Annotated in this window: 14 protein-coding genes, 4 tRNA genes and 2 pseudogenes; 11 read left to right on the top strand and 9 right to left on the bottom strand. The window is 66.9% G+C overall.

Features of this window, described 5'->3' with window-relative positions; genetic code table 11:
- The first annotated feature begins 787 nt into the window (after window positions 1-787).
- Window positions 788-1,795, top strand: coding sequence for a hypothetical protein (locus ABN034_RS32190; RefSeq protein WP_349694736.1), 1,008 nt, complete (start codon window positions 788-790; stop codon window positions 1,793-1,795).
- 530 nt (window positions 1,796-2,325) lie between these two features.
- Here ABN034_RS32190 and ABN034_RS32195 read toward each other — a convergent pair.
- Window positions 2,326-2,398 (bottom strand) — tRNA-Lys (locus ABN034_RS32195).
- Between the two features lie 164 nt (window positions 2,399-2,562).
- On the opposite strand from ABN034_RS32195, the gene ABN034_RS32200 reads away from it, so the two are divergent.
- Entirely contained in the window at window positions 2,563-5,268 is a 2,706-nt protein-coding gene (locus ABN034_RS32200) for an MFS transporter (RefSeq protein WP_349694737.1), read from the top strand.
- Here ABN034_RS32200 and ABN034_RS32205 read toward each other — a convergent pair.
- Both ABN034_RS32205 and ABN034_RS32210 read right to left on the bottom strand, forming a co-directional pair.
- The gene (locus ABN034_RS32205; RefSeq protein WP_349694738.1) at window positions 5,259-5,852 is read right to left on the bottom strand and encodes a YdeI/OmpD-associated family protein; all 594 of its coding nucleotides are present in this window, start codon (window positions 5,850-5,852) and stop codon (window positions 5,259-5,261) included. The two genes, ABN034_RS32200 and ABN034_RS32205, sit on opposite strands and share 10 nt — an antisense overlap.
- A 138-nt stretch (window positions 5,853-5,990) precedes the next feature.
- A complete protein-coding gene (locus ABN034_RS32210) occupies window positions 5,991-6,623 on the bottom strand; it encodes a DM13 domain-containing protein (RefSeq protein ID WP_349694739.1) in 633 nt (210 codons plus the stop codon).
- 140 nt (window positions 6,624-6,763) lie between these two features.
- On the opposite strand from ABN034_RS32210, the gene ABN034_RS32215 reads away from it, so the two are divergent.
- Window positions 6,764-8,299 carry a dihydrolipoyl dehydrogenase family protein gene (locus ABN034_RS32215; RefSeq protein ID WP_349694740.1) on the top strand — a complete coding sequence of 512 codons (1,536 nt, stop codon included), beginning with the start codon at window positions 6,764-6,766 and terminating at the stop codon, window positions 8,297-8,299.
- A gap of 28 nt (window positions 8,300-8,327) precedes the next feature.
- On the opposite strand, the gene ABN034_RS32220 is transcribed toward ABN034_RS32215, so the two are convergent.
- The gene (locus ABN034_RS32220) at window positions 8,328-8,945 is read right to left on the bottom strand and encodes a flavin reductase family protein (protein WP_349694741.1); all 618 of its coding nucleotides are present in this window, start codon (window positions 8,943-8,945) and stop codon (window positions 8,328-8,330) included.
- Between the two features lie 343 nt (window positions 8,946-9,288).
- On the opposite strand from ABN034_RS32220, the gene ABN034_RS32225 reads away from it, so the two are divergent.
- Window positions 9,289-9,762: a GreA/GreB family elongation factor gene (locus ABN034_RS32225; protein ID WP_349694742.1), complete on the top strand. Its 474-nt coding sequence runs from the start codon at window positions 9,289-9,291 to the stop codon at window positions 9,760-9,762.
- Window positions 9,763-10,030: 268 nt separating this feature from the next.
- The gene (locus ABN034_RS32230; protein ID WP_349694743.1) at window positions 10,031-11,086 is read left to right on the top strand and encodes a helix-turn-helix transcriptional regulator; all 1,056 of its coding nucleotides are present in this window, start codon (window positions 10,031-10,033) and stop codon (window positions 11,084-11,086) included.
- A 146-nt stretch (window positions 11,087-11,232) separates the two neighbouring features.
- On the opposite strand, the gene ABN034_RS32235 is transcribed toward ABN034_RS32230, so the two are convergent.
- Window positions 11,233-11,574, bottom strand: coding sequence for a metallopeptidase family protein (locus ABN034_RS32235; protein WP_502877675.1), 342 nt, complete (start codon window positions 11,572-11,574; stop codon window positions 11,233-11,235).
- A gap of 71 nt (window positions 11,575-11,645) precedes the next feature.
- Here ABN034_RS32235 and ABN034_RS32240 point away from each other — a divergent pair, with 71 nt between their 5' ends.
- From ABN034_RS32240 to ABN034_RS32255, 4 genes are all read left to right on the top strand, one after another.
- The gene (locus tag ABN034_RS32240; RefSeq protein WP_349694744.1) at window positions 11,646-13,355 is read left to right on the top strand and encodes a metallophosphoesterase family protein; all 1,710 of its coding nucleotides are present in this window, start codon (window positions 11,646-11,648) and stop codon (window positions 13,353-13,355) included.
- A 196-nt stretch (window positions 13,356-13,551) separates the two neighbouring features.
- A tRNA-Glu gene (locus ABN034_RS32245) sits at window positions 13,552-13,624 on the top strand.
- A 47-nt stretch (window positions 13,625-13,671) separates the two neighbouring features.
- Window positions 13,672-13,745 (top strand) — tRNA-Asp (locus tag ABN034_RS32250).
- Between the two features lie 37 nt (window positions 13,746-13,782).
- Window positions 13,783-13,859, top strand: a tRNA-Phe gene (locus ABN034_RS32255).
- 220 nt (window positions 13,860-14,079) lie between these two features.
- Here the strand turns inward: ABN034_RS32255 and ABN034_RS32260 are convergent.
- On the bottom strand, window positions 14,080-17,130 hold the full coding sequence (locus tag ABN034_RS32260; protein WP_349694745.1) for a DUF8487 domain-containing protein: 3,051 nt from the start codon (window positions 17,128-17,130) through the stop codon (window positions 14,080-14,082).
- Here ABN034_RS32260 and ABN034_RS32265 point away from each other — a divergent pair.
- Together ABN034_RS32265 and ABN034_RS32270 are read left to right on the top strand one after the other, a co-directional pair.
- Entirely contained in the window at window positions 17,105-18,772 is a 1,668-nt protein-coding gene (locus ABN034_RS32265) for an alkaline phosphatase D family protein (RefSeq protein WP_349694746.1), read from the top strand. The two genes, ABN034_RS32260 and ABN034_RS32265, sit on opposite strands and share 26 nt — an antisense overlap.
- Window positions 18,762-19,652: a discoidin domain-containing protein gene (locus ABN034_RS32270; protein ID WP_349694747.1), complete on the top strand. Its 891-nt coding sequence runs from the start codon at window positions 18,762-18,764 to the stop codon at window positions 19,650-19,652. The genes ABN034_RS32265 and ABN034_RS32270 overlap by 11 nt, the downstream gene beginning before the upstream one ends.
- On the opposite strand, the pseudogene ABN034_RS32275 reads toward ABN034_RS32270, so the two are convergent.
- The 3 genes and pseudogenes from ABN034_RS32275 to ABN034_RS32285 form a co-directional block, all read right to left on the bottom strand.
- A pseudogene (locus ABN034_RS32275) lies at window positions 19,634-20,942 on the bottom strand (IS3 family transposase). The gene ABN034_RS32270 and the pseudogene ABN034_RS32275 sit on opposite strands and share 19 nt — an antisense overlap.
- A gap of 79 nt (window positions 20,943-21,021) precedes the next feature.
- Window positions 21,022-21,969: pseudogene (gene pknB, locus ABN034_RS32280) on the bottom strand (Stk1 family PASTA domain-containing Ser/Thr kinase); the annotation flags it as partial.
- A 13-nt stretch (window positions 21,970-21,982) separates the two neighbouring features.
- Window positions 21,983-22,585 (bottom strand): hypothetical protein, encoded by a 603-nt coding sequence (locus ABN034_RS32285; RefSeq protein WP_349694748.1) that lies wholly within the window; start codon window positions 22,583-22,585, stop codon window positions 21,983-21,985.
- Window positions 22,586-23,098 lie beyond the last annotated feature (513 nt).

The following is a 23,098-nucleotide window of genomic DNA, read 5'->3' on the forward strand; positions in this document are numbered from 1 at the left end:
TCTGTACCAGCCGCTCAGCCTCCTGCGGCTCCAACTCCCGAACGAACACCTCAGGCCGACGTGCCATCACTCACCTCCAGGCACAGCCTGCCATTACAACGCCAACGTTCCTTGATGAGGCACTAGCAGGTCCCAAAGAGGGGCAGATACGGTACCCCTCACCGGGGGCGGCTCAGGGCGGGACTCATAGGCAAGTCGTACGTATCTGGATGCGCCGGCTGGCGAGGACGGCACCTTACATGAGCACATGAGGCGGGGCTTAAATAGGTGGCTCTATGGCGCAGATCTAGCCTGGTACGTCGTCAAGGATGACCCGACTCCCGTTGAGTTCAAAGCCGCCGTCACCGATGACATCGACACCGGGTGTCTGTCGCGGTATCCACATATGAAATTGGGGGAAGCAAACCCGCACTACAACAATTACCCAACCATCAGTATCGGCCACTGGGGTCGCCGCCTACGGATATTTCGTCGACTCCGACGGTTGGGACCGTACGCATATGGCGGACCCCTCAGCCGACTCTGTATTGCCCTGGACATCGGGGCAGTTTTCAACCGTGGCACCATGAACTACTTCGTCAATTCCTACATTCGATGAAAAGATAAGGCGAATCGTCTGGTGACACGCATCATCGCCGCGTTGGCGGTCACGGCTTTGTCCGTGACCGCCTGCTCGTCCGGACCCCACGACCGTGGACCACAAGACCCCGAGGCATCAAAGGCGGCGAGTTCGGTTGGCCACGATGGGGCTGAGTGCGACCCAATGCGTCTGCGACCACGAGACGCCGTGCCGGCCGGAGAAGCCGGAATCCTCAACGATGCGCTGACCCTCCCCGACAAGATCCGCTCCGAGCCGACGGGGTTGCAGGCATTGGCCGAGTCGGGCGAGGTACTACTCGAAAGCGGACGGCATGACGAGCCATCCGGTCTGCACCCCGGCATCCTGACGATCCTTGACCCGGCCACCGGAAAGCAGCAGACGATACGGGGCCAACACGACCGCCACGAAGGCACCCAGACCACGTTCTCCGCGTTCGACGCCGACCATGTGGTGTGGCTGGAACAATCCGATCAGGTCCTCAGCACGTCGAACTGGGTGATGTACGCGGCCGACCGGTCGACTGGAAAGATCATCGAACTCGCGAGGGCGACCAAGATCGAGGAGCTCGACTCTGCGCCCACCGTTCCCGGTTACACGATTCCAGATCTTTACGAAGGGAAGGTTTACTGGGCCGAGGCCCGGCCGAATCCCGTTAAGGGCAAGGCGCCAGTCGTGAACATTTACAGCCGGGTGGTCGACGGGTCCGAACCCACCACGTTGGAGGTCAGGGACGCGGTCAGCCCCAGCGCCACCGGCGGCTGGCTTTACTACGCAGCCATCCACCTTGAACGTCCGAACGAGCCGGGTTATGCCATCCACCGCAAGTCGCTTCGGACTGGCAAGACCGAGCTGATCTACAGCAGCAGGACAAGCAGCGGTTTCTTCCTTGTCGCCGAAGGGGATACGGCCGCATGGGTCGAAGACCACAAGACCGTCAAAGTCTACAAAGACGCTCGACAGATCGCCCAGGCGCGTGCACCCCACCCGGGCTGGCTCGATGCTGGACGTGACGCCATTAGCTTCAAGGCCAACGCCAACTATCTGCTGGACCTGCGCACCAGATGCCTCCACACCCTAGGCAAAACCCACCCCTCCGTCGCCTCGGTCAGGTTGGCCGGAACAACAGTCACCTGGGTGGAACGGCTCAGCCCGATCGCCGGACAAGCGAAATACTGGCACGCCACAATCCGCTGACGAAAATCGCGAACTCCAACTCGTGGTTTCTTCGGCGACCCGGAGAAGTGCCGAAAACGGGACGTACAGATAGCGGGCGACGCGTAGTGGCCTTGTCTCTAGGCCTGCGGCGCGGGGAAGCCCTCGGACTGCGATGGCACGACGTCGACCTGGTGCGCGGCGTCATCCGTGTCCGCCAGGCCCTCTACCGCACCGACGGAAAAGTCCAGCTCGGGCGGGTGAAGACGGATGGTCCGAGCGGGCCGTTGCCATCCCTGACGCCTGCCGCACCGCCCTCGAGGAACATCGAGCGCGGCAGGACAAGGAGGCGAAGGAGGCGGCCGGTAAGGCGTGGAACGATCACGGCCTGGTACCCCCAACCATCACGAAACTCATCTACGTCGACGTCACCGAGCGAGTCCAACGCACGGCCGTCGACCGCCTCAACTTCCTCTTCGACGACGGCACGGGAGTGTGCCGTTGGGTCAGGCGCGGGGGTCAGCGGGGCGGTCGATTACGGCCGGCCGTTCGTTTCGCCTGGTCAAACAGGGTGGGCCGCCTGGGGATCGAACCCAGAACCCGCGGATTAAAAGTCCGCTGCTCTGCCAGTTGAGCTAACGGCCCGGCAGTGAACGCAGCCTATCGGGACCGCGGCGGAGCCTGAGCCAAGGGCGGTGGCGGCGACCCGCCTCTCAGCATCGGTACGCGACACCTACCCCTCGGTTGCTATCCGTACTGGCACGGAGCCGTACAGTGATCTCGGTGACTGAGTCTCCGGGGGTGTGACTGTGACCACGACCGATACCAGCAACACCGCGACCTCGACCAAGGTGGGTTCGCCGCAACAACCAAGGGTGGGCCGGCAGGTACGACGCGCGACGGGCCCTACCGTCGCGCCGCCTGGCCCGGCCCGCGACCCACGACCTACGCCGCTCAGCCGAGGCCGCGTGGCCGCCATCGTGACCGGTCTCTCGCTGGCCACCCTTGCCGCGACGCTCGACTCGACGATGCTGCCATCCGTCCTGCAGGCCGTCGACGCCGATCTGAACGCCGGCAACCAGTGGACCTGGGTGGCCCCCGGCTATTTTCTCGCCGTCGCCGCCGGAGTGCCGATCTTCGGCACCCTCGGCGATACCGTCGGACGGAAGAAGCTCTTCATGGTCGCGGCGACAATCTTTGTCTTCGGCGCCGCCCTTGCGAGTTGGTCGCCCGGATTCTCCGAATACATCGCCTTCAGAATGATGCAGGGAATCGGCACCGCAGGCATCCTCGTCGGCGCACAGTCCATCGTCGCGGGACTCACCACGCCACGCCGATCCGCCCGGCTCCTGGGAATTGTCCTCGGCGTATTCGGACTCGCGTTTTTCGCCGGCCCACTTCTCGGTGCGGTACTTGTCGACCGTCTCACGTGGCGGTGGTGCTGCTATGTCGAGATACCTGTCATCGTCCTCTCCCTTGTCTGCGTGGGCTTCGCGGGCAGGATTCCCGGACCACCTCGCGCATTGAAGGTGCGGCCCGATGTGGTCGGCGCGCTACTGCTGTCGTGTGTCACCGCGTGCGTTTCTCTGTTGGTGATTCTGGGTGGGACACGGTACGCATGGGACTCGGCGGTGACGCTCAGCCTCCTTGGCGGTACAGGCGTGGCCATCGCGGTGTTCGTGGTGGTGGAGAGGTACGTCCGGCCGCCCGCAGTTCCGCTACGGCTTTTCCGTGATCGTTCCTTTGTTGTCACCAGCATGGTCGCGGCCCTCATGGGCGTCGCGGTATTCGGCGTCGCGAGTTACCTTCCGGTGAGCCTGCAGCTCATCCGAGGCACCTCACCCATGGAAACCGGAACAGCTTTGTTGCCGTTGGGCGGCGGCTTTTTCTTCGCCGCACTGGTTGCGGGTACGACCATGCGTAAGACTGTTTCGTACCGGATATTCCTCGCGCTCGGAATTGTCATTGCCATGGTCGGCATCGGACGGATTTCCGCACTCACGGCCGACACACCACAGTGGCAGGTCACCGTCGCGTTGGCGGCCATCGGCGTGAGCGCGGGTCTGGTCATGCCGGTCGTCGTGCTCGCCGCTCAGAATGTCGCCGGCCCCTGCCTGCTGGGAGTCACGACCGCGATGACGAACTACTTCTGGCAGTGTGGCGCGTTCCTGGGTGCGGTCGCCACCGGCGCCCTCGTCCACGACCGACTGGGCGGAGACGTCAGTGCCCTCACGGCTGGTTCGGCGGCCGGGCTCGACGACAACGGCGAGCTTCCTCTGGGCCTTGCGCGTACCGCTGATGGCCTCGCCTGGTTACTCCCCCACCTCGACGCGGAGGGGATCGCCTCCTTCGCGGCCGGCCTGCCGCCGACGTTCCGGTACGCCGTCCCCGTTCTGCTGGCCGGCCTGCTGATCGCGTGCGTACTGGAGGAGAGCACACTCCGCACCTCTCGTCATGTCGCGTGGAACGCGCGTGCTGGTGACCGGCCCGGGGACACCCTCACGACGGAACACTCGAGCCCGGAACCCTCGAGCCCGGAACAACGCGGCCCAGGAGACCGCAGCCAAGAAGGCCCCCACACCGAGAGCCGGAACCCGAACCACGTCGGTCCGTCTCCGGCCGCCACGCCACCAGCACAGACTCCGGCCGCCACACCGCCCGTCGCATCGACCACGGAACCGGATACAGCACTGGATACCGTACCGGAGGCGCCTGGCGGCGACAGCGACCACGGCTCACCGGGTCCCCGGCGGATCCAGGCAGTCGTACGCCGATCCGACGGCCGCCCTCTCCCCGGGGTCGTCCTCACCCTCTGCGACATCTCGGGCGAACAGGTCGCCCGCAGTGTGGCCGCGGGCGGAGGTCGTTACGAGCTGACAGCACCCTCCCCGGCTCCGTACCTGCTGATCGCCAGCGCCCATGCCCACCATCCACATGCGCAGGTCGTCGACGTACGCCAGGACCCGACCACCGTCGAGCTCACCATGACCGGCGAGACCGGCATCCACGGCATGGTGAAGAACGCCACCGGTGAGCCGGTCGCGGCCGCGGCCGTGACCCTCGCAGACCATGACGGCGAGGTGGTGCTCAGCGGTGCTACGGCCACCAGCGGCGGCTACCTGCTCGGTGATGTCGAGCCGGGCACGTACACCCTTGCCGTCACCGCCCCGGGATACCGCGCGTCCGCACAGGTCGTCCACATCCCCGAGACGCAGAAGGTGCGGTGCGACGTCGAGCTGACCGGCGGCGGACGGCTGCACGGCACGGTCAGCGGCGGCCGCGCCGGGCGCATCTCCGACGTCAGGCTCACACTGGTCGACGGCTGGGGACGCGTGGTGCGGGCAACCGCGTCCGGGCCAAGCGGGCACTACAGGTTCGACGAGCTGCCCGAAGGCGACTACACGCTGGTCGCGAGCATGTATCCGCCCTGCGCCAGTGAGATCCACGTCGCCGCCGGCCACAACCACCAGCACGACGTGGAGCTCCGCTACCCGGAGCCGGACCGTCAGGGATAGAGCTTCTCCTTCCTGGCCAGCATCGTGACGTACTTCTCGATCCTCCGCGCGCGCGTCTCGGGCTTCTTGGCGTCGGCGATGCGGTGGAGGATCGCGTAGCGGTTCCGGCTGTCGAGACCCGCGAAGAACTCGCGCGCCACGGCTTCACGCTGCAGCGCGGCCTGCAGGTCGTCTGGCACGGTCGCCGTTCGTGGGCTGTCATAGGCGGCGTCCCAGCGACCGTCGGCCTTCGCCCGCTCGACCTCGCGGAGTCCGGCGGGACGCATCTCGCCGGACTCGATCAGCCGGGTGACCTTGTCGCAGTTGACCTTCGACCACTTGCTGCGTGGCTTGCGCGGGGTGAAGCGCTGCAACCAGTGAGCGTCGTCGAAGGACTTCGCCTGACTGTCGATCCAGCCGTGACACAGGGCGAGATCGACGGCTTCGGCATAGGTGACCGACTCTCCGCCCGATCCCTTCCGGGCGATCTTGAGCCACAGCCCGGCGGAGGTCTCGTGATGGTCGGCGAGCCAGGCGCCGAACGCCACCGTCGTCGGGAACGAGAGCACCGGTAGCTCAGCCTGAACACTCGCGCTTCTGTTCACGGCGTCAGTCAAACAGCAGCCACCGACAGTGGATCCTCAGCCAGTACGCCTTTGCCCGTACCCCACAGCAGCCTGCACGCCACACCAGCCTGCGCACCTCAGCCGGTACGCCTGCGCCGACAGGCAGGCGTCCCGCCACTACGACTCGAGGGGCGCCGATCCGAACGCGACGTTGAACCTGTCGCACCAGATCACCACGCTCCGCAGCCCTGCCAGGTCCGCGTCCGCCGGGATCCGGTAGTTCTGGTTGCCGTCAGTGGCCTTCAGCTCGCCCAGCCGGAGGAAGCGGCCGTCGTCGTACTTTCCCCATGACCCGCCCGCCGCCTGGTCGGTGATCCAGACGTGCAGGTCAGGACCATCGGAGGTGGAGAAGCTGTCGAGCCGCAGGTAGCGCTCGCCGCCGGCAAGCCGCAGGATCCGGGCAGTGCCCGTCGTCTCGTGCTCCTGGGTGACGAACCGCCCGCTCGCGAGCTCCCTGGGCCCGGCCGGCGTGTCGTCCGGCGTCGGGCTGGCGCTGGCGCTGGCGGTCCCAATCGGGCTCGGCGTGGCGCTGGCGCTCCGAGTCGGGCTCGGCGCCGTACTCCGGACTGTGGGCGTCGCCGCTTCTTCGGCGACCGACACGGGAATCTCCTCGTTCACCGTGCTGCTGGTGAAGAGCCGCCACGGTTCGAAGGCCACCAGCCCACCTGCGACCGCCGCGGTCACGAGCACGGTCACCACCGTCAGGACGCCCCGCCGGCGTCGCCAGAAGCTCTGCTTCCTCCGCGTCATGTCCACCACAACGACTCGACCAAGGTTTCGATGCCCCCTGAACGGTTACCAACTTCTTACGCTGACGGGTGAGACCTGGTACACCATGTCCGACACGCCATGCCCAACACGCCATGTCCGAAGGAGAGTCGCGGGCCGCCATGAGCGAGGAGACGACCGAACCCGGCGAGACAGGCAAGCCAAACGCGACGGGCCAGCCAAACGCGACCGGCAAGCCAAACGAGACGGGCCAGCCTGGCCAGACAGCGGCGGACCAGAATGTGTACGACGTCATCGTCATCGGCGGCGGAGCCGTCGGCGAGAACCTCGCCCAGCGGGTGGTGAAGCGCGGTCTCAGCGCGATCCTCGTCGAGTCGGAACTCCTCGGCGGCGAGTGCTCCTACTGGGCCTGCATGCCGAGCAAGGCCCTGCTGCGCAGCGGCGAGGCGTTACGGGCCGCGCGCGCCGTACCCGGAGCCGCCGAGGCGGTGAATGGGCAGCTCGACGTTCCGGCCGTCCTCGCCCGCCGCGACGCGTTCACCTCTCACTGGGACGACTCGGGCCAGATCGAGTGGGCCAAGAACGCCGGCATCACGGTGCTGCGGGGCAGCGCACGACTGGACGGTACGAAGCGGGTGGTCGTCCAGCCCACCGACGAGTCGTCGCCCAGAGTGCTCGAAGCCCGCCACGCCGTCGGCGTCTGCGTGGGATCGAAGGCCGCCATGCCGCCGATCCCGGGACTCCGCGAGGCACGCCCATGGACCAGCCGGGACGCGACCAGCGCCAAGGAGGCGCCCAAACGGCTCGCGATCCTCGGCGGCGGCGTCGTCGGGTGCGAGCTCGCCCAGGCATGGTCCGATCTCGGCTCGCACGTCACCCTGCTGGAGATGGCCGACCGGTTGCTGCCGGCGCTCGAGGCCTTCGCCGGCGAGCACGTCGCGAAGTCGCTCCGCGCCGCGGGCGTCGAGGTGCGTACGTCCACGGCGGTCCGCTCCGTCGCCCGCGAGAACGACGGGCCAGCCATCCTCTCCACCGACGCCGACGACGTCAGCGCCGACGCCTTCCTCGTCGCGACCGGTCGCGAACCCAACACCGCGGCGGTCGGGTTGGAGACCGTCGGCCTCGAACCCGGCTCCTGGCTCGACGTCGACGACAGCTGCCGCGTGACCGCGGTCGAGGGCGGCTGGCTCTACGCTGCCGGGGACGTCAACCATCGGGCGTTGTTCACGCACATGGGGAAGTACCAGGCCCGCACCTGCGGGGACGCGATCGCGGCACGGGCGCACGGGGAGCACGCCGCACCGGTCGCGTGGTCTCCGTACGCCGCCACCGCCGACCACGGCGCGGTGCCGGCCGTCGTCTTCACCGACCCGCAGGTCGCGACCGTCGGGCTCACCGAGGAACAGGCGCGGGACACGGGTGTGGTCGTGCAAGCGGTGGAGTACGACGTCGGCAACGTCGCCGGCGCCGCGCTCCGCGCCGACGGCTACACCGGACACGTGAAGATCGTCGTCGACCAGGAACGCCTGGTCATCGTGGGGTTCACCGCTGTCGGTCCGGAGATCGGCGAACTCCTCCACGCCGCCACGGTCGCCGTCGTCGGCGAGGTCCCGCTGCCGCGACTCTGGCACGCCGTACCCGCCTATCCCACCGTGAACGAGCTGTGGCTCCGGCTGCTCGAGACGTACGGGATGTGACGTCCCGGTCGGTGGGCCGTGCCGCGGTTCAGCCGCCCGGCGCCGTGAAGTAGCGCCCACGACGGTGCAGGAGCGGGTCGTTCTCCTCCCCCAGTTCGATGCGTTCGAGCTCTGCCTCGACCGCCAACGCCCATCCGAACGGCCGGGCCCGCATGAGTCGGCACCCCGCCCAGGTCTGTACGGAGGTGGGGACCGGACCCCAGTCCGTGTCCGTCCACTCGGCCAGCCGGAACGGCCCGCCCGGCGCCGGCATCAGACCGGCGAACGCGTCGGCCAGCGCACGGTGCTCCCAGCGCAGAACGGAGACCGTGAACCGACCGGTGGACTCGAGCAGCGGCCACAGTTCGGAGTCGCCGTCGACGAGTCCGAGAATCAGGCCAGGTTCACCCTCGGCCACGATGACGGCGGACACCGGAAGAGCGGCCCGACGGGAACGACCGGCGGCCGCGACGCCAGCGGTGTCGGCCGCCAACTCGCCGGCGGTACCGGTGGCCGCGACGCCGGCCGACCACAACGTCACCGGCGCGGCCAACCGGCCTCGCAGCCGGCGTACCGGATCACGCTCGTGCGGCGGCGGCAGGAACGGGTTGTCGCCGTGGATCAACCCGCCGCCTCCGGCCTCGTCGCCACTTTCCTGAGTAGGCACGCCCCTTAGCCTGCCCCTGACGACCTGCCGGTGCGCGCCCGACCCACGTCTGCCGGAGGTTGTGCGCAGTGCGGACGTCCCGGACGGTCGGGGATGGACCCGGAGAGGCCAGAACGAACAGCATGCTGGTACGCAATACCTGCCGGAGCACCGATATCTCCCTGTTACCCGCGGTGCGTAACGAGTTCTTCACTTAGGGCGTCCGGACCTTGATACTCGACATCCGATGTGGGCGCGGCGTGAGAGGATGGGGGCCTTCGTCGATGACGGCGGTCCGGGGTCATATATCTGTGTCTTCGATTCCTGGCCGACGTCTGGGGGCAACCGAGGGAGTGTGGTCGCCGTGAGTCTTCTCGACCATCAAGTCCACCAGCTCTCCGCATCCGCGCGTACCCGCCTGGAGAAGGATGAGATCGAGCTGACGCAACGACGCGCCGAGCTTGTCGCCGAACAAGGCAGCGACACCGGCGGCGATCTTGTCGACCAGGCGTCGTTCGCCACGCAGCAGATCGAGATCGAGTCCATCGACCGGCGTCTGGCCCGGATTCGCGACCTCCTGTCGGCGACGACAGTGGCGAACGACGCGCCCGACGACACCGTCGCGGTGGGTTCCGTCGTCACGCTTCGCTTCGACGACGGAAGCACCGAGACCTACCAGGTCGGCTTGATCGAGGAGCAGGCGGGAGATGTCGTCGCACTCACGCCGACCAGCCCGCTCGGCCAGGCACTGATGGGTCGCCAGGCCAACGACAAGGTGACCTACGACGCGCCCGTGGGCGAACTCACCGTCGAGATCGTCGAGGTCCGGGCAGCCTGACCCCAGCGCCCCGGCGGGGCTCTTGGGGAACGCCTTGGTAACGCCTCGGTGAACGCCTGGCGGCTTCTCGCCAGGCGTACACCGCCTCATCGTCGAGGTCGGGGCAAGCCCTACCGCGGCGCGCGTTGCCGGGCGTACACCGCCTCAGATCGTGTTCACGAAGACGGAACTTTTCCACAGGTCCGCGTACTGCTCCCGTCAAGGGGCACCGCAATGGGAGCACAATCAGAGGTATCTCTCAGCGGGCGGATACCTAAGGAACCTGGCCATGTCCGACGTGCTTGGCCTCGATCGGAGTATGCGCGAGGCGTACCACCTCCTCCTCCAGGGCAACGTGTCCACGGCAGCGCGCATGACCGAACGTCTCGGCATCTCACGCGCGCAGGGCGACCAGGTGGTTGCGCGACTTGTCGCGGCCGGCCTCGCGGCGGCGTCGCCGGAAGACCCGAGCCGGCTCATTCCCCTCGACCCGCGACGTGGCCTCGGTCCGTCCATCGCGCGTCGACAGGCGAAGCTTCTCGCCCAACAGCACGAGCTGTCCCGCAGCCAGGAGGCGTTCGCGGCCCTGGTCGCCGCCTACACCGCGTACGACGGGTCGCGAGCAACCGCTCCGGACGAGCTGTCGCGGAGCGGCGCCGCCGTACGCGGTCGGGTCGAGGACATGCTCGCGGCGTCACGGTCGGCGGTGATGTGCATCCTCGCCGAGGGCGCACGCGGGATCGCACTCGGCGTGTCCCCCGCCGCGATCGAGAAGGCGATCGACCGAGGCGTGTCCGTCCGCGCGATCTACGCCGGAAGCATCCTGGCCGACGACGCGGGCCGGGCGCACGCGCGCTGGCTGGTGTCCCGCGGTGGCAGCGCCCGGACTACTCCGTCCCTGCCGCCCGCGATGCTCGTCGTCGACCGGATGACGGCGATCGTTCCCGCCGAACCGAGCGCGGCGGCCGCGTTCGTCGTCCACAACCGCGCCCTCGCGGCGGCCCTCTCCGAACTCTTCGACCACGTCTGGGGCGAGGCACGGCTCGCGGCACCCGCCCCGGCTCAGGTCCGGGCGGACGCTCCGACCCCTCAGGAGCGTGATCTGCTCCGTCTGCTCAGCCGAGGAATGACCGACGCGTCGGCCGCGCGCCAACTCGGGATATCCCTGCGTACCGTCAGGCGGATGATGGCCGAGTTGATGACCCGGCTCAACGCGCGGAGCAGGTTCGAGGCCGGGCTCCGGGCAGCCGAACGCGGCTGGGTCTCTGGATCGGACACCACATCTCTGCGGCGTCGACCCGGCTCGTCGACTGGCTCGGGCGCTCCAGCCGCCATGAACGGCTGACCCGCATGGGGCTTGCTTGCGTACGGACGACCGCTCCTGCCCCGCCTCACCCGCCAGTTCCCCACGATGCACGGCCAATTCACCGTGCATCGTGGGGAATGATCACGCAAACGTGATCATTCCCCACCCCCTGGCCGAGGCATGGCTCAGCCGTAGCCCAGCTCGTGCAGGCGGTCATCGTCGATGCCGAAGTGATGGGCGATCTCGTGGACGACGGTGATGTGGACCTCCTCGACGACGTCCTCGACGGTCTCGCAGATGCGCAGGGTCGGGTTCATGAAGATCGTGATCCGGTCGGGCAGGACGCCTGCGTAGGAATAGCCGCGTCCGGTCAGCGGCGTACCGTCGTACAACCCGAGAAGGTCACCCTCCCCCGGCGGCGGATCGTCCTCGACGAGCACCACCACGTTGTCCATCAACTGGGCAAGATCCGGCGGCACCTCGTCGAGCGCCTCGGCGACCAGGCCTTCGAACTTCTCCCGCGACATCTCCAGCACATCGCCATTCTCGACCCGCCCTGATTGCGAGGTCGCCCCGCAGGTGGGGTACAACGGTGGGGATGCCCGACCACCCGGTGTCCGACATTCGAAGGCGCGCGATCGCTGTCGCCGGAGCGCTCTGGCAGTTCACGCGGCATTTGCGGCGGTTCGCGGGCCGGGTGGTCCCGCGACTGCGGCGGCCGGCCATGATCGTGGTCCTCGCAGTTGTCGCGTACGCCGGTGCATGGTTCGGCATCGCGTTTTTCGGCGCGACCCAGCAGCCGGTCGGGCCGGTCGAGACCACGATGCGGCTCATCCCGTCGTGGCGCGGCGAGTCTGTCCTCTCCCTCCCCCCACTCGGCACCCTCGAACTCGACACCCACAACGGCCCGGTCCAGCTCCAGGTCTCCGTCGACCGGATCAACCAGGAGGCCGCGGAACGGATCCTCGCCGACCCGAAGGTGCTCAGCAAGATCGAGCCGGTGATCATTCGTGACCTGCGGGAAGGCGTATACGCCACCGCGACGAAAGCGCTCGTGATCGGGACCCTCAGTGCCATGCTGGTGACCCTCATCGTGGCCCGCCGCCGGACGCCGACCATCATCGCCGGCGGAAGTATGGCGGTCACGATCCTCGCGGTCTTCGGGCTCGCCAGCATGACCGTCGACCCGCGCGCCGTCACCGAACCGAAGTACACCGGCCTCCTCACCGGCGCGCCCTCCCTCATCGGCAATGCGCGCGACATCGCCGAGAACTTCGACGCCTACGCCGACGAGCTCACCCGGCTCGTCACCAACGTCACCAAGCTCTATGACGTGACGTCGACCCTTCCTGCGTACGAACCCGAGGACGACGTGATCCGCGTTCTGCACGTCGCCGACCTCCACCTCGGCGAGCACGCCTGGGACATCATCGACTCGGTCACCCGGCAATACTCCGTCGACGTGATCGTCGACTCCGGCGACATCACCGACCACGGCCTGGCCGCCGAAAACTACTTCCTGCAGCGGATCCCCTCTCTTCGCGTTCCGTACGTCTGGGTCCGCGGCAACCACGACTCCGTGGAGACCGAGGAAGCCATGCGCCAGTTGCCCAACGTCATCGTGATGGACGGCAACGTAAAGACGGTGGAGGGAATCCGGTTCCTCGGCGCGGGTGATCCCCGCTTCACACCGGACCGGGACGGGCGTGACATCGCCGGGGAGACCGAGGCGGTCGCCCGACAGGCGGCGGCCATCGCCAACGTGGCGAAGAAGTCTGAGCCCGCGGTCGACGCGATCGTCTATCACGACAGCGCGGGCGCGGCGCTCTTCGACGGACACGCGTCGCTGCTGCTGACGGGGCACGGCCACGAACGGCTCAACCTCGTACTCCCCGGCGGCAGTCGACTGATGCAGGAGGGTACGACCGGCGGTGCCGGGCTGCGCGCCCTCGAGAAGGACAAACCAGCGCCTATCGAACTCTCGGTGCTCTATCTCGACCGGTCGACCCGCCAGCTCCAGGCGTGGGACGAGATCACCCTGGGCGGGCTCGGCCTCACCTCGGCCAAGATCGACCGGCACCAGGTGCAGCCTGACGAGGAGGCGACCACGCCCAGCCCGATCCCGCGTCCCTCGGGTCCAGTGCCCACGAGCCCTGTCCCGACGCCGACGATCACCCGCCTACCGGAGGAAGAGTCCTCGCCGTCCGACTCGTCCTCACCGTCGTCCCCGTCCTCGCCTGGGGCAGGATCGACTGGTACGCCCGACTCCGGCGAGGCAGAGCCGGAAAGCCCCGCCGCACCGCGCTAGGCCGGCCTAGTCGGCGGTGCGTCGGTGCGTCGGCGGTGCGTCGGCGGTGCGTCGGCGGTGCGTCGGCGGTCGGTTGGGGCTGCGTCGGCGGTCCACTCGCGATCCGGGGACTCCGGGGTGTGCCCGGTTTGGAGTGGCGAACGGCGTACCCATAGACTTGGGCGGTCCCTGACGGCGGAAAGATCCGCTGCAGCTTGCCCTCATCGTCTAGAGGCCTAGGACGCCGCCCTTTCAAGGCGGTAGCACGGGTTCGAATCCCGTTGGGGGCACGACCGCCGCCGTGCGATAGATTCGTCGGCGCCGGTACGTAAGGCATGGCCCCGTAGCGCAGCTGGTTAGCGCGTCGCCCTGTCACGGCGAAGGTCGCGGGTTCGAGTCCCGTCGGGGTCGCTGCGGTGGCCGGTGCAAGCCGGCCACCGCAGTTGATGGGCAGGTAGCTCAGTCGGTACGAGCGTCCGCCTGAAAAGCGGAAGGTCGACGGTTCGATCCCGTCCCTGCCCACCATGTTTGCGCAGGTCAGCGGCTTGCAGCGCCTCCAGCGTGTGCCCCCCGGAGCCGAGACAACTGAGACCACCAGGCCCGGAAACTGAAACCACTCGGCGCATCGTGCCTGGTCAACGGCCTGCAAGCGTCTGATTTGGAAGCGGAAGGTCGGCGCGGGGGTTATGGCCAGTGCGTCCAATGCGTCGGTGGATTCAGATCAGATCGATCTGGGCCGGACGGTTCACGGCGCTGCCACCTGAAACGCATGTCTGGACAGCAGCGCTTGGAGTTGTACGCGGGTGACTGTGGTGGTTGGCGCGCAGGCGGCGCTGTTGAGGTATCTGACGAGGCTGTATCGGAGCTGGCGGGCGACTACGCGGCGGGTGAGGTCGGTCGTGAGGTCAGCGGCGCAGATCAGGACGGTTCCCCGGCCGACGCGCGCTTCCATGATCAGGGCGAGCTTGCGGTTGGTGTTCCAGTCGTCGATCACTTGGACGATGGGACGGTCGCCGCCCGCCGGCCACGGGTCGGTGACGCCCCAGCCGTCGAGAACGAGCGGCTGCGTGTATGTGAGGAGTTCGTGCCAGTGCCAGTTGGTGTGAGCATCGGTGGGGAACGCATGCAATGCCGGGTGCGCAGGGTTGGCGATGATCCCGAGGGTTTGCGTCTCGCCACCATCGGTCCAGGGCGCATTCCAGTACGCGCTCGTGAAGCATTGCGTCCCCTCGGCCGTCGGGTGGTGAGGGAGGAGCAGGACATGGGCGCCAGCCTCCAGCTTCGCCACGGTGTCGGGATCGAGGTGTGAGGCGATCAGGACGTCGCCCTCCCGCGTCGCCGGCCGACTCGGGTAGATCCAGAAGTCCCAGCTGTTCGCATGGCCGGCCACGGTGACGACGAGCTGGTACTTCGCTGGGCACGCTAGATCGCTCAAGGGAACCGTCACCGTCCCGAGCCGATGAAGTCCGCATGCATCGATCCGACTATGCGCGAGCTTTCCCGACGCGGCCAGCGTGCCATGGGCGGCACGTACCTCAAACCGCACGCAATCCGCGGCGAGCGGGGACGGACCAAAGTGCGCCACGTCCACCGGGGCTTCCAGGGTTTGGGAGTCCGTCCAGACCCGCGCGGGCATCCGGGCGAGTGGAACGGTCGCGTCGCAGAAGCTCCGCCACCGCTGTGCCGTCACATAACCCTTCTCGTTCCAGAAGGCGTCGAGTACACCGACCAATGCGGTGCCCTGGCCGGGGAAGTCGTTCAGTTGGAGCAGCTGGAAGCCGCCGAATCCCGGCGTGCGGAGCGCGGCCTCGATCTCCTCCTTGTACTGCTCGACCTGCCAAGCTCCGGATGCGGTCACAAAGTCGCCGGCCCTGTCGATCATGTTTCGGGCGGTCAGCTGGTCACGGGCGATCTCGAGGTATGCAGGACCTAGGGAGCCGTCGTAGGCCCGTACCGAATCCCAATCGGGATAGGCGCACCGCTGACCAGCCTCATGCGAGAGCAGCGGTTTCGGGTACGTGTCGACGGCGGCGCGGTAGTCCGTGGACGTCCCGGGCGTGAGGGCCACGGACCAGCTATCAAACGGCTTGGGTGGCCACCCCATCTGGGTACGTACCCTCTGCCCGTCCAGGTGGACAGCGATGTAGAAGTCGTACGCGTCGATCAGGCTCGGATTGTCATTGGCCGGCCCGGTGTAGAGACGACGCGGGTCACGTTTCCAGGTCTTTAGCAAGTGCCGCAGGTCGGTTTCCTCGACGAAGGACTCGTTGCCCAGGCCGAACATCACGAACGACGGATGGTTGCCATAAGCGCGCAGGATGCGTATGGATTCGCGGCGAAGGTAGTCAAGCAGACCGGCGTCGTCGGCGATGGCCCACAAGGGGCACTCGACATGCAGATAGATTCCTTCCTCGTCCGCTGCTTGGAATGCCGCCTCTGGTGGGCACCAGGAGTGGAAGCGCACGTGGTTCAATCCGTAGCGCCGTACGGTCGCCATGACTCGCCGCCATTCGGCGATATCGGTGGACGGATAGCCGTGACGTGGGAAGACACAGCATTCGACAGTTCCACGCAGGAACGCGGTACGGCCATTCACGGTGAACTGCGTCTTGTTGCTCGCGAAGGTGCGCAACCCAATCCGCGACCGCCAGATCGAGGTGAGACGCCGGCCATCGGCTTGGACGTCCAGTCGCACGATAGCCTCATGGAGGACCGGCTGGAACTCGTCCCAACGAAGCAGCGCGGAACTCACTGGAAGCTCCACCGTCACCCGGGTCTTCCCTGTCGCAGACACCTCGACCGGTACGGGGCGAATTGGTGGTTCGCCGGCCTCGGCTTCACCGAGAGCAACCGTCAAGGAGGCGGTTGCCGGTCGGCCGGTGGTGTTACCGATCTCGACGTCGAAGCGCGCCCGGGCTCCATCGGCGTCCGGATAGATCTGAATGTCGTCGATCCAGACGGGGGGCGTCGCCCGCAGGGCCATGCGGCCGACAACGCCGTTCCACGAGGTTTGGGTGTGGTCAGTGACACTACTGCTGTCGATGCCGATTCCGAACGCGAGCCGGTTGTCGACGCGCAGGGTGATCCGGTGCTTGCCGGGTGCGATGCCGGTGAGGTCGTACACATGTGGCGTGCTAAGGCTGTCGGCCATGCCTGTGCTGTCGGCAGTTTCGGCCTCCTGGCCGTCCACCCACACCCTGCTAGTCCAGTGGCAACGCTCGAGGTTCAGGACCACACGCAGGTCGTGCCAGGCGTCCGGGATCGCCACCTCGCGCTGGTACCACGCCGCCCCAACGAAGTGGCGGAGTGGCTGGAGCCAATACGGAAACCTCACCTGGCCGGGCGTGCGATACCGCGCGTACATCGGATGCGTCCACCAGTCCGGGAACGTCGACCGTTCGACGCCGCGGTGCGCCACCCAGTCGGTCTGCGCGGTGACCTCGTTTCCGTAGCCCTGTGACTGCAGGGATCCCGGAAGGTCGATGTGATCGGGCTCGACCTGATCGGGCGGGTAGCCCCAGCTGGTCTGCCACCAGCGATCTGTGATGCCACTGTCGCCGGGATCGAGGCGGAGCTTCCAACGGCTGGCCAGGTCGATCTCGTCCGGTCCGTCCATGGTGTACCTCCCTTGCCGAGCGGTTACGACGCCCCACCGTCCTACCGATGCCGATATCTGCCACGAGTCTTCACACACAGGTCTGTTCGGGTTCACCAAACTACTGATTAAATATGACAATTCTAGCCAGTTGGCCCCAAGGAGGTCGACAGTCGTGCACGGACCGAATCTGCGAAGCAACCGACGTGATCGCCCAAGGACCACCCTCGGTGAGACGGAGCGCAGGAGTTTCCTGACGTTGACTGCTGCCGGGGCCGCTGCGGTCGTCTTCGGCGTGGGGCCGTACACCGACAAGGCATACGCGGAAACGACGTTGGCCGCCTACCCGTTCACGCTCGGCGTCGCCTCCGGCGACCCGTTGCCCGATGGCGTGGTCCTGTGGACCAGGCTCGCGCCCGATCCGCTTGCCCTGGACGGGAAGGGTGGCATGCCCGCTGCGAAGGTCGCCGTCCGGTGGAAGGTTGCCGAGGACGAAGGCCTCCGCCGTGTCGTCCAACAGGGCACCACGTGGGCCAGGCCGGAGCTGGCGCATGCGGTGCATATCGAAGTGGGTGGTCTGCGGCCGGGTCGCTGGTACTTCTACCAGTTCGAGTCCGGTACCCACCTCAGTATGGTCGGCAGGACCAGGACCGCGCCGACGCCCGGCGACCGGGTGGCGCAGCTCGCGTTTGCCTTCGCTTCCTGCCAGGCACCGGATGGTGGCCACTACACCGCGTACCAGCACATGGCCAACGAAGACCTCGACCTCGTGCTTCACTTGGGCGACTACATCTACGAGAACCCCGGGCCTGCGATCACGCTGGACGACTACCGGGTCCGGCACGCCGAGTACCGGCTGGACGTGCACCTGCAGGCCACCCACGCGGCGTTTCCCTGGGTAGTTACGTGGGATGACCACGACGTCGACAACGACTACGCCGGGCTGGTCCCGCACACGTCGAGCGCGACGCCGACTGCCGAGGCGTTCCACGTGCGGCGCGCCAATGCCTACCGGGCGTTTTACGAGCATCTTCCGCTGCGCAGGTCGTCGGTGCCGACCGGTCCGGACATGCGGATCTACCGCAGGCTCGGCTACGGACGACTCGCCGACTTCAGCGTTCTGGACACCCGGCAGTACCGCCACGACCAGGTGGCTGCCGGCAGCTCTGACCGGGTGAACCCCGCGCGTTCGATCCTGGGCCAGGAGCAGGAGGAGTGGCTGCACCGCGGACTGGGAGACTCCGCGGCGACCTGGAAGATCATCGCCCAACAGATCCAAGTCGCCCAGATCGACTACGACATCGACGAGGGTGAGGCGTACTACATGGACGCCTGGGACGGCTACCCCGCCACCCGTGACCGACTCTTCCAGGCCATCCAGGACCAGGGCGTCGACAACATCGGCATCATCGCAGGTGACCTGCATCAGAGCTTCGCCGCCGACCTCAAGGCCGACTTCCGCGACCCTGACTCGGCAACCCTCGGCGTGGAGCATGTCGGAACCTCTATCAGTTCCAACGGCGACGGAATCGATACCACACCCGGCATCGAACCGATCATGGCGGCCAACCCGCACATCAAGTTCAACAACGCCCAACGCGGCTACGTCCGCTGCGTTCTGACGCCCGAACAGTGGCGGGCCGACTACCGCGTCGTGCCGTACATCTCCCAACCTGGTGCCGCCATCTACACACGGGCGAGTTTCGTCACCGAGAACGGCAATCCTGGCCTGCACCAGGTCGCGGACAACGCCGTACCCTCCCAGCCGCCGTCGTCGGCCTCAACCGACTTCCCCAACAGCGACGCCATGCGACGCGGACGGGAGAACTCCGATGCGCGCTGAGACCATGCGGTGCGCACGACCGCTCGGTCGGCGCGGACGACGCCACGTACTCGCGGGCATCGCGTTGCTCGTCGCGGCCCTCCTTCCGCTTTCCACCGCAGGTCTGGCCATGGCCCGGCCGGCATCAGGAGCAGGCGACCGGATCTCACTGTCTTCGAACGTCGAGCAGCTCTCGGTCCGGCCATGTCTACCCGAGACCATCCGGCTCGGAATCACCAACAACGGATCCAAGGCAGAGTTCGTCGACGTCACCATCACCGCCGAGCAGCCGCTACAGGCCTCCAAACCAGGCGTCACGACCTACGTACCAGCGCACAGCACCGTCGAGGTCTCCATCCGCATCTCCGCCACCATCGACGCGGCGGCCGGTACGTACGACGTGGGCTTCCACACCGGCCGAAGCGAAACCCTCCATGTGCCCATCACCGTGGTGACGTCGTCGCCCGATACCCGATGCCTCCCGCGCGAGAACATGACTGCGACGGCCACCAGCGCCCAGGCATCACCCGACTACGGTCCCCGATTCGCCATCGACGGCACCGACACGACGATGTGGCACACGCAGTACAGTCCCGTTCGCGACATCCTTCCCCAGGCGATCACGTTGGACCTCGGCGGATCGTACGACATCGCCGAACTCGTCTATCAGCCGCGGACGAGCGGAAACCTCAACGGCACCATCACCGCATACACCATCTACGGAAGCGCCGACAACCAGACCTTCACCGAGCTCACCGAAGGCACCTGGGCGGCCGACCGTACCCGCAAGACCGCAGCCGTCGACGCCATGGCGGTGCGCTACCTCAGGTTGGAAGCGCGCGAGGGCGTCGGAGGATACGGATCCGCAGCCGAGATCGTCCTCTACGGCAAACCAGCCTGACCGGCTCTCATGCAAGCCAACGGCGACGGGCGGCCCGAGCGCCCAGCGTAGTGGGTTTGCTCGAACTCGACCGGCGGGGCCATCCCGAGGGTGGAGTGGAGCCGGCGGTTGTTGTACCAGTCGACCCAGCCGGCGGTGGCGTATTCGACGTCGGCGAGGGTCTTGTAAGGGCCGTTGTGGAAGACGGTGGTGCGGATGCACTCGGCCTTGTAGAGGCCGTTGATCGTCTCCATCAGGGCGTTGTCGTACGCGTCGCCGACCGACCCGATCGAGGGCTTGATGTCCTGCAGGGCGAGGTGCTCGGTGAACCGCACGGATGTGTATTGCGACCCGGCATCGGAGTGCTTGATCAGCTGCCCGGGAACGACCGGGTGCCCGTCGCGGTCGCGCTGCCACAGGGCCATCCGCAGCGGTGTCATCACCAGGTCGGTGGCCTTTGACGTCGAGGCGTGCCAGGCCACGATCTTCTGGGCGAACACATCGACGATGAACGCGACGTAGCAGAACCCCGCCCAGGTCCGGACGTAGGTGAAGTCGGCGACCCACACGAGGTTCGGCGCTGCGGCGGTGAACGCCCGGTTCAGCAGGTCACCGGCCCGCACGCCGTCCTTGGCCGGGATCGTGGTTCGCACGCCCTTGTCGCGGCGAACACCGTTGAGCCGCAACGTCTTCATCGCCCGATCCACCGAACCGGCACTGACCTCGGGCAGGGCCGTGCGTCGCAGGTACGCGGTCATCTTCCGCCGCCCGTAAAGGCCCTCGGCGGTCAGCTTGCGCCGCCCGGCGGCGTCGGTGCACCAGGCGATGTCTCGGACCGCGTCAACGACATGGGCGTCGCTGATCGTGCGTGCCGCCGGGCGCTGGGCACGCCAGGAACGGTAGGTCCGCGCGGCGACCTGGCAGCCCTGCTCGCGCAGGACCCGACAGATCGACTCGACCGCGTGGCCCTGGCTGCGCAGGGTGTCGATGAACCCCATGATCAGCGGTTGCGGGGGTCGAGTTCCCCGACGAAGAAAACCGTCGCTGACTTCAAGATCGCGTTGTCCTCCTCGAGGCGGCGCACCTTGGCCTGAGCTCCCGAATCTCGGCCAGCTCCTCGCTCGTCTTGCCCTCACGCTGGCCACCGTCGACCTCTGCCTGTCGAACCCAGCGGCGCACGCTCTCCTTGCCCACCCCGACCTGCCGCGCCACCGCCTCACACGCCGCGGTCAGGGTGGGGTACTCCTGCTGGTGGTCGATCACCAGCCGCACGGCACGGGCCTTGACCTGCTCATCAATCCTCTTTGGCATGACATGCATCCTTCCAACTCAGAAAGATGCGGCATCAAACCTGGGACGCTTCACCCATCAGTGTCATGGGATCGTCGCCAGCCATGAACGGGGCAGTCGCGTCGATCGGCATCACTGGTGCAGCCACCTGCTGGCCGGACAGTCCGCGTTCGATATCCAGACGCATCTGCGCGGCTGATTGGTACCGGTCACCCGGGTCCTTCTGCAGTGCCGTGAGGGTGATCGCGTCGACGACCGCAGGTAGCTGCGGGGCGAGTGTCGATGGCGGTCGTGGGCCTTGCTGGACGTGCTGGTATGCCACCGACACCGGTGAATCGCCGACGAACGGTGGTTGTCCGGTCAGTAGCTCGTAAAGCAGGCAGCCGGTGGAGTAGATATCACTGCGTGCATCCACAGACTGACCGTGCACCTGCTCCGGGGAAAGGTACTGCGCGGTGCCCATCACCGCGCCGGTCTGAGTCATGGCGGCAGTTTGGGTGGCGGTACTGACGGCGCGGGCGATGCCGAAGTCCATCACCTTCACGTCGCCATCGGCTGTCAGCATGACGTTGGCGGGTTTGATGTCACGGTGCACGATTTCGGCGCGGTGGCTGTACTCCAACGCGTCACAGATGTCCGCGGTGATTTCCAGCGCCCGCTCAGGCAGAACCCGGCGGCCCTCCCGGACGACCTCGCGCAGCGTCCGGCCCTCGACATACTCCATCACGAGGTACGGCACCGACACGCCTTCTAGGACATGTTCAGCGGTGTCGTAGACGGCAACGATCGACGGGTGATTCAGTCCGGCTGCCGACTGCGCCTCTCGACGAAACCGCGCCTGGAACGTCGGATCCGTGGCACGGTCGGCACGCAGCGTCTTCACCGCGACCGTGCGCCCAAGCCGGCGGTCGACACCGATGCGGACCTCGGCCATCCCCCCACGACCGATCACCTCACCCACCTCATAGCGGCCGTGAACCAGGTCCTGTGCAACGCCGGGCTCGGTCACTGCAGTGGGATACCCCTCTGCCTGATGCCTCCCGGCCATGCTCACCGTCCGATCATCTGCCGTCCGCAACGCGCCACGCCAGGGGGCTCGGCCCCTGCCTGTCACCGCATGTCCAGGCACGGCCGCTGCCGGTCCTTGCCGCGGCATCGGCCTGGCTACGCGGCATGTGCTCCGCCGCTGCGTCCGCGCTCACACCACCCCAGGTGGCCTGCGGCCGGAGCAGCGGCTCGGGAAATCCAGGTGGTGGAGCGTCAGTGGCGGTCGTACAGAGGCCGACCATCTCGACGGTAGTAGTTCCGGCGGTCGTCTCCACCAGAGGTTCGGCGGCGTGCATGCTCATCAGCACCGTGCCGGCGACCGCAATGACGCCCCCGCCCATGAAGATCGCCCCAAGGGCGTCGTCGTCGATGTAAGGCACATCGAAGACCACCGCCCAGGTGATGATCGCACCGGCCACGATCAGCACAATGCCGGTACCGACACCGGCCTCTGGCCGGTCCGCCTGCATGATCACCGAACCAACCAAGGCGACGATGCCTGCCAACAGCAGAATCAGCCCCAAGGAGTCATCGGCGATGTAGGGCAGGTCGAAATCAACTGCCCAGGTCAGGACGGCCCCTAAAGCGAGCAGGAGAACGCCTGATCCAAATCCCATGGAGACTTCCTTCCTCAGATTTCGGCTACAGGACGCCCGGGTCCTCATCGGTTAATCATGTTGCCCGGCCTGTCTACCGCGCCGTTCGCAGCCCTCATAGGCGCCGTGGTCGAAACCATCAACCACGCAGTGCAAACGCTCCCACGCTTGCTTCGAAGCCGCAGCCCACCGTATGACAGGAAAGCCATTCGCGGGAGACCCGGTACTTCGACTCTTTGAATCTCCAACGAGGCTGCAGTTGCCGGGTTACGCGATCTTCCCAGTTCCACTCCCCGGACAGATATGTCCGCAGGCGGCCACCACTCGGCAGCGCAGGGCAGTGAACCTCACGAGACGTGGCTTGCCGCTGATGCCGCTGCGCTGGGACATCGAATCGCCTGTCGCTGCAGGTCGCCACCGGGTACGACCGTTCGTCTGCTCGCGCGGACAGGCCGGCAACACCGCAAGGTCGGCTCACGGGTTGTGACGGGAACGCATTCTTCGAAAGAGAAAATTGCCGGCCTAGGACTCGTC

The sequence above is a fragment of the Actinopolymorpha sp. B11F2 genome, from assembly GCF_040195635.1.
In the GTDB taxonomy this organism is placed as follows: domain Bacteria; phylum Actinomycetota; class Actinomycetes; order Propionibacteriales; family Actinopolymorphaceae; genus Thermasporomyces.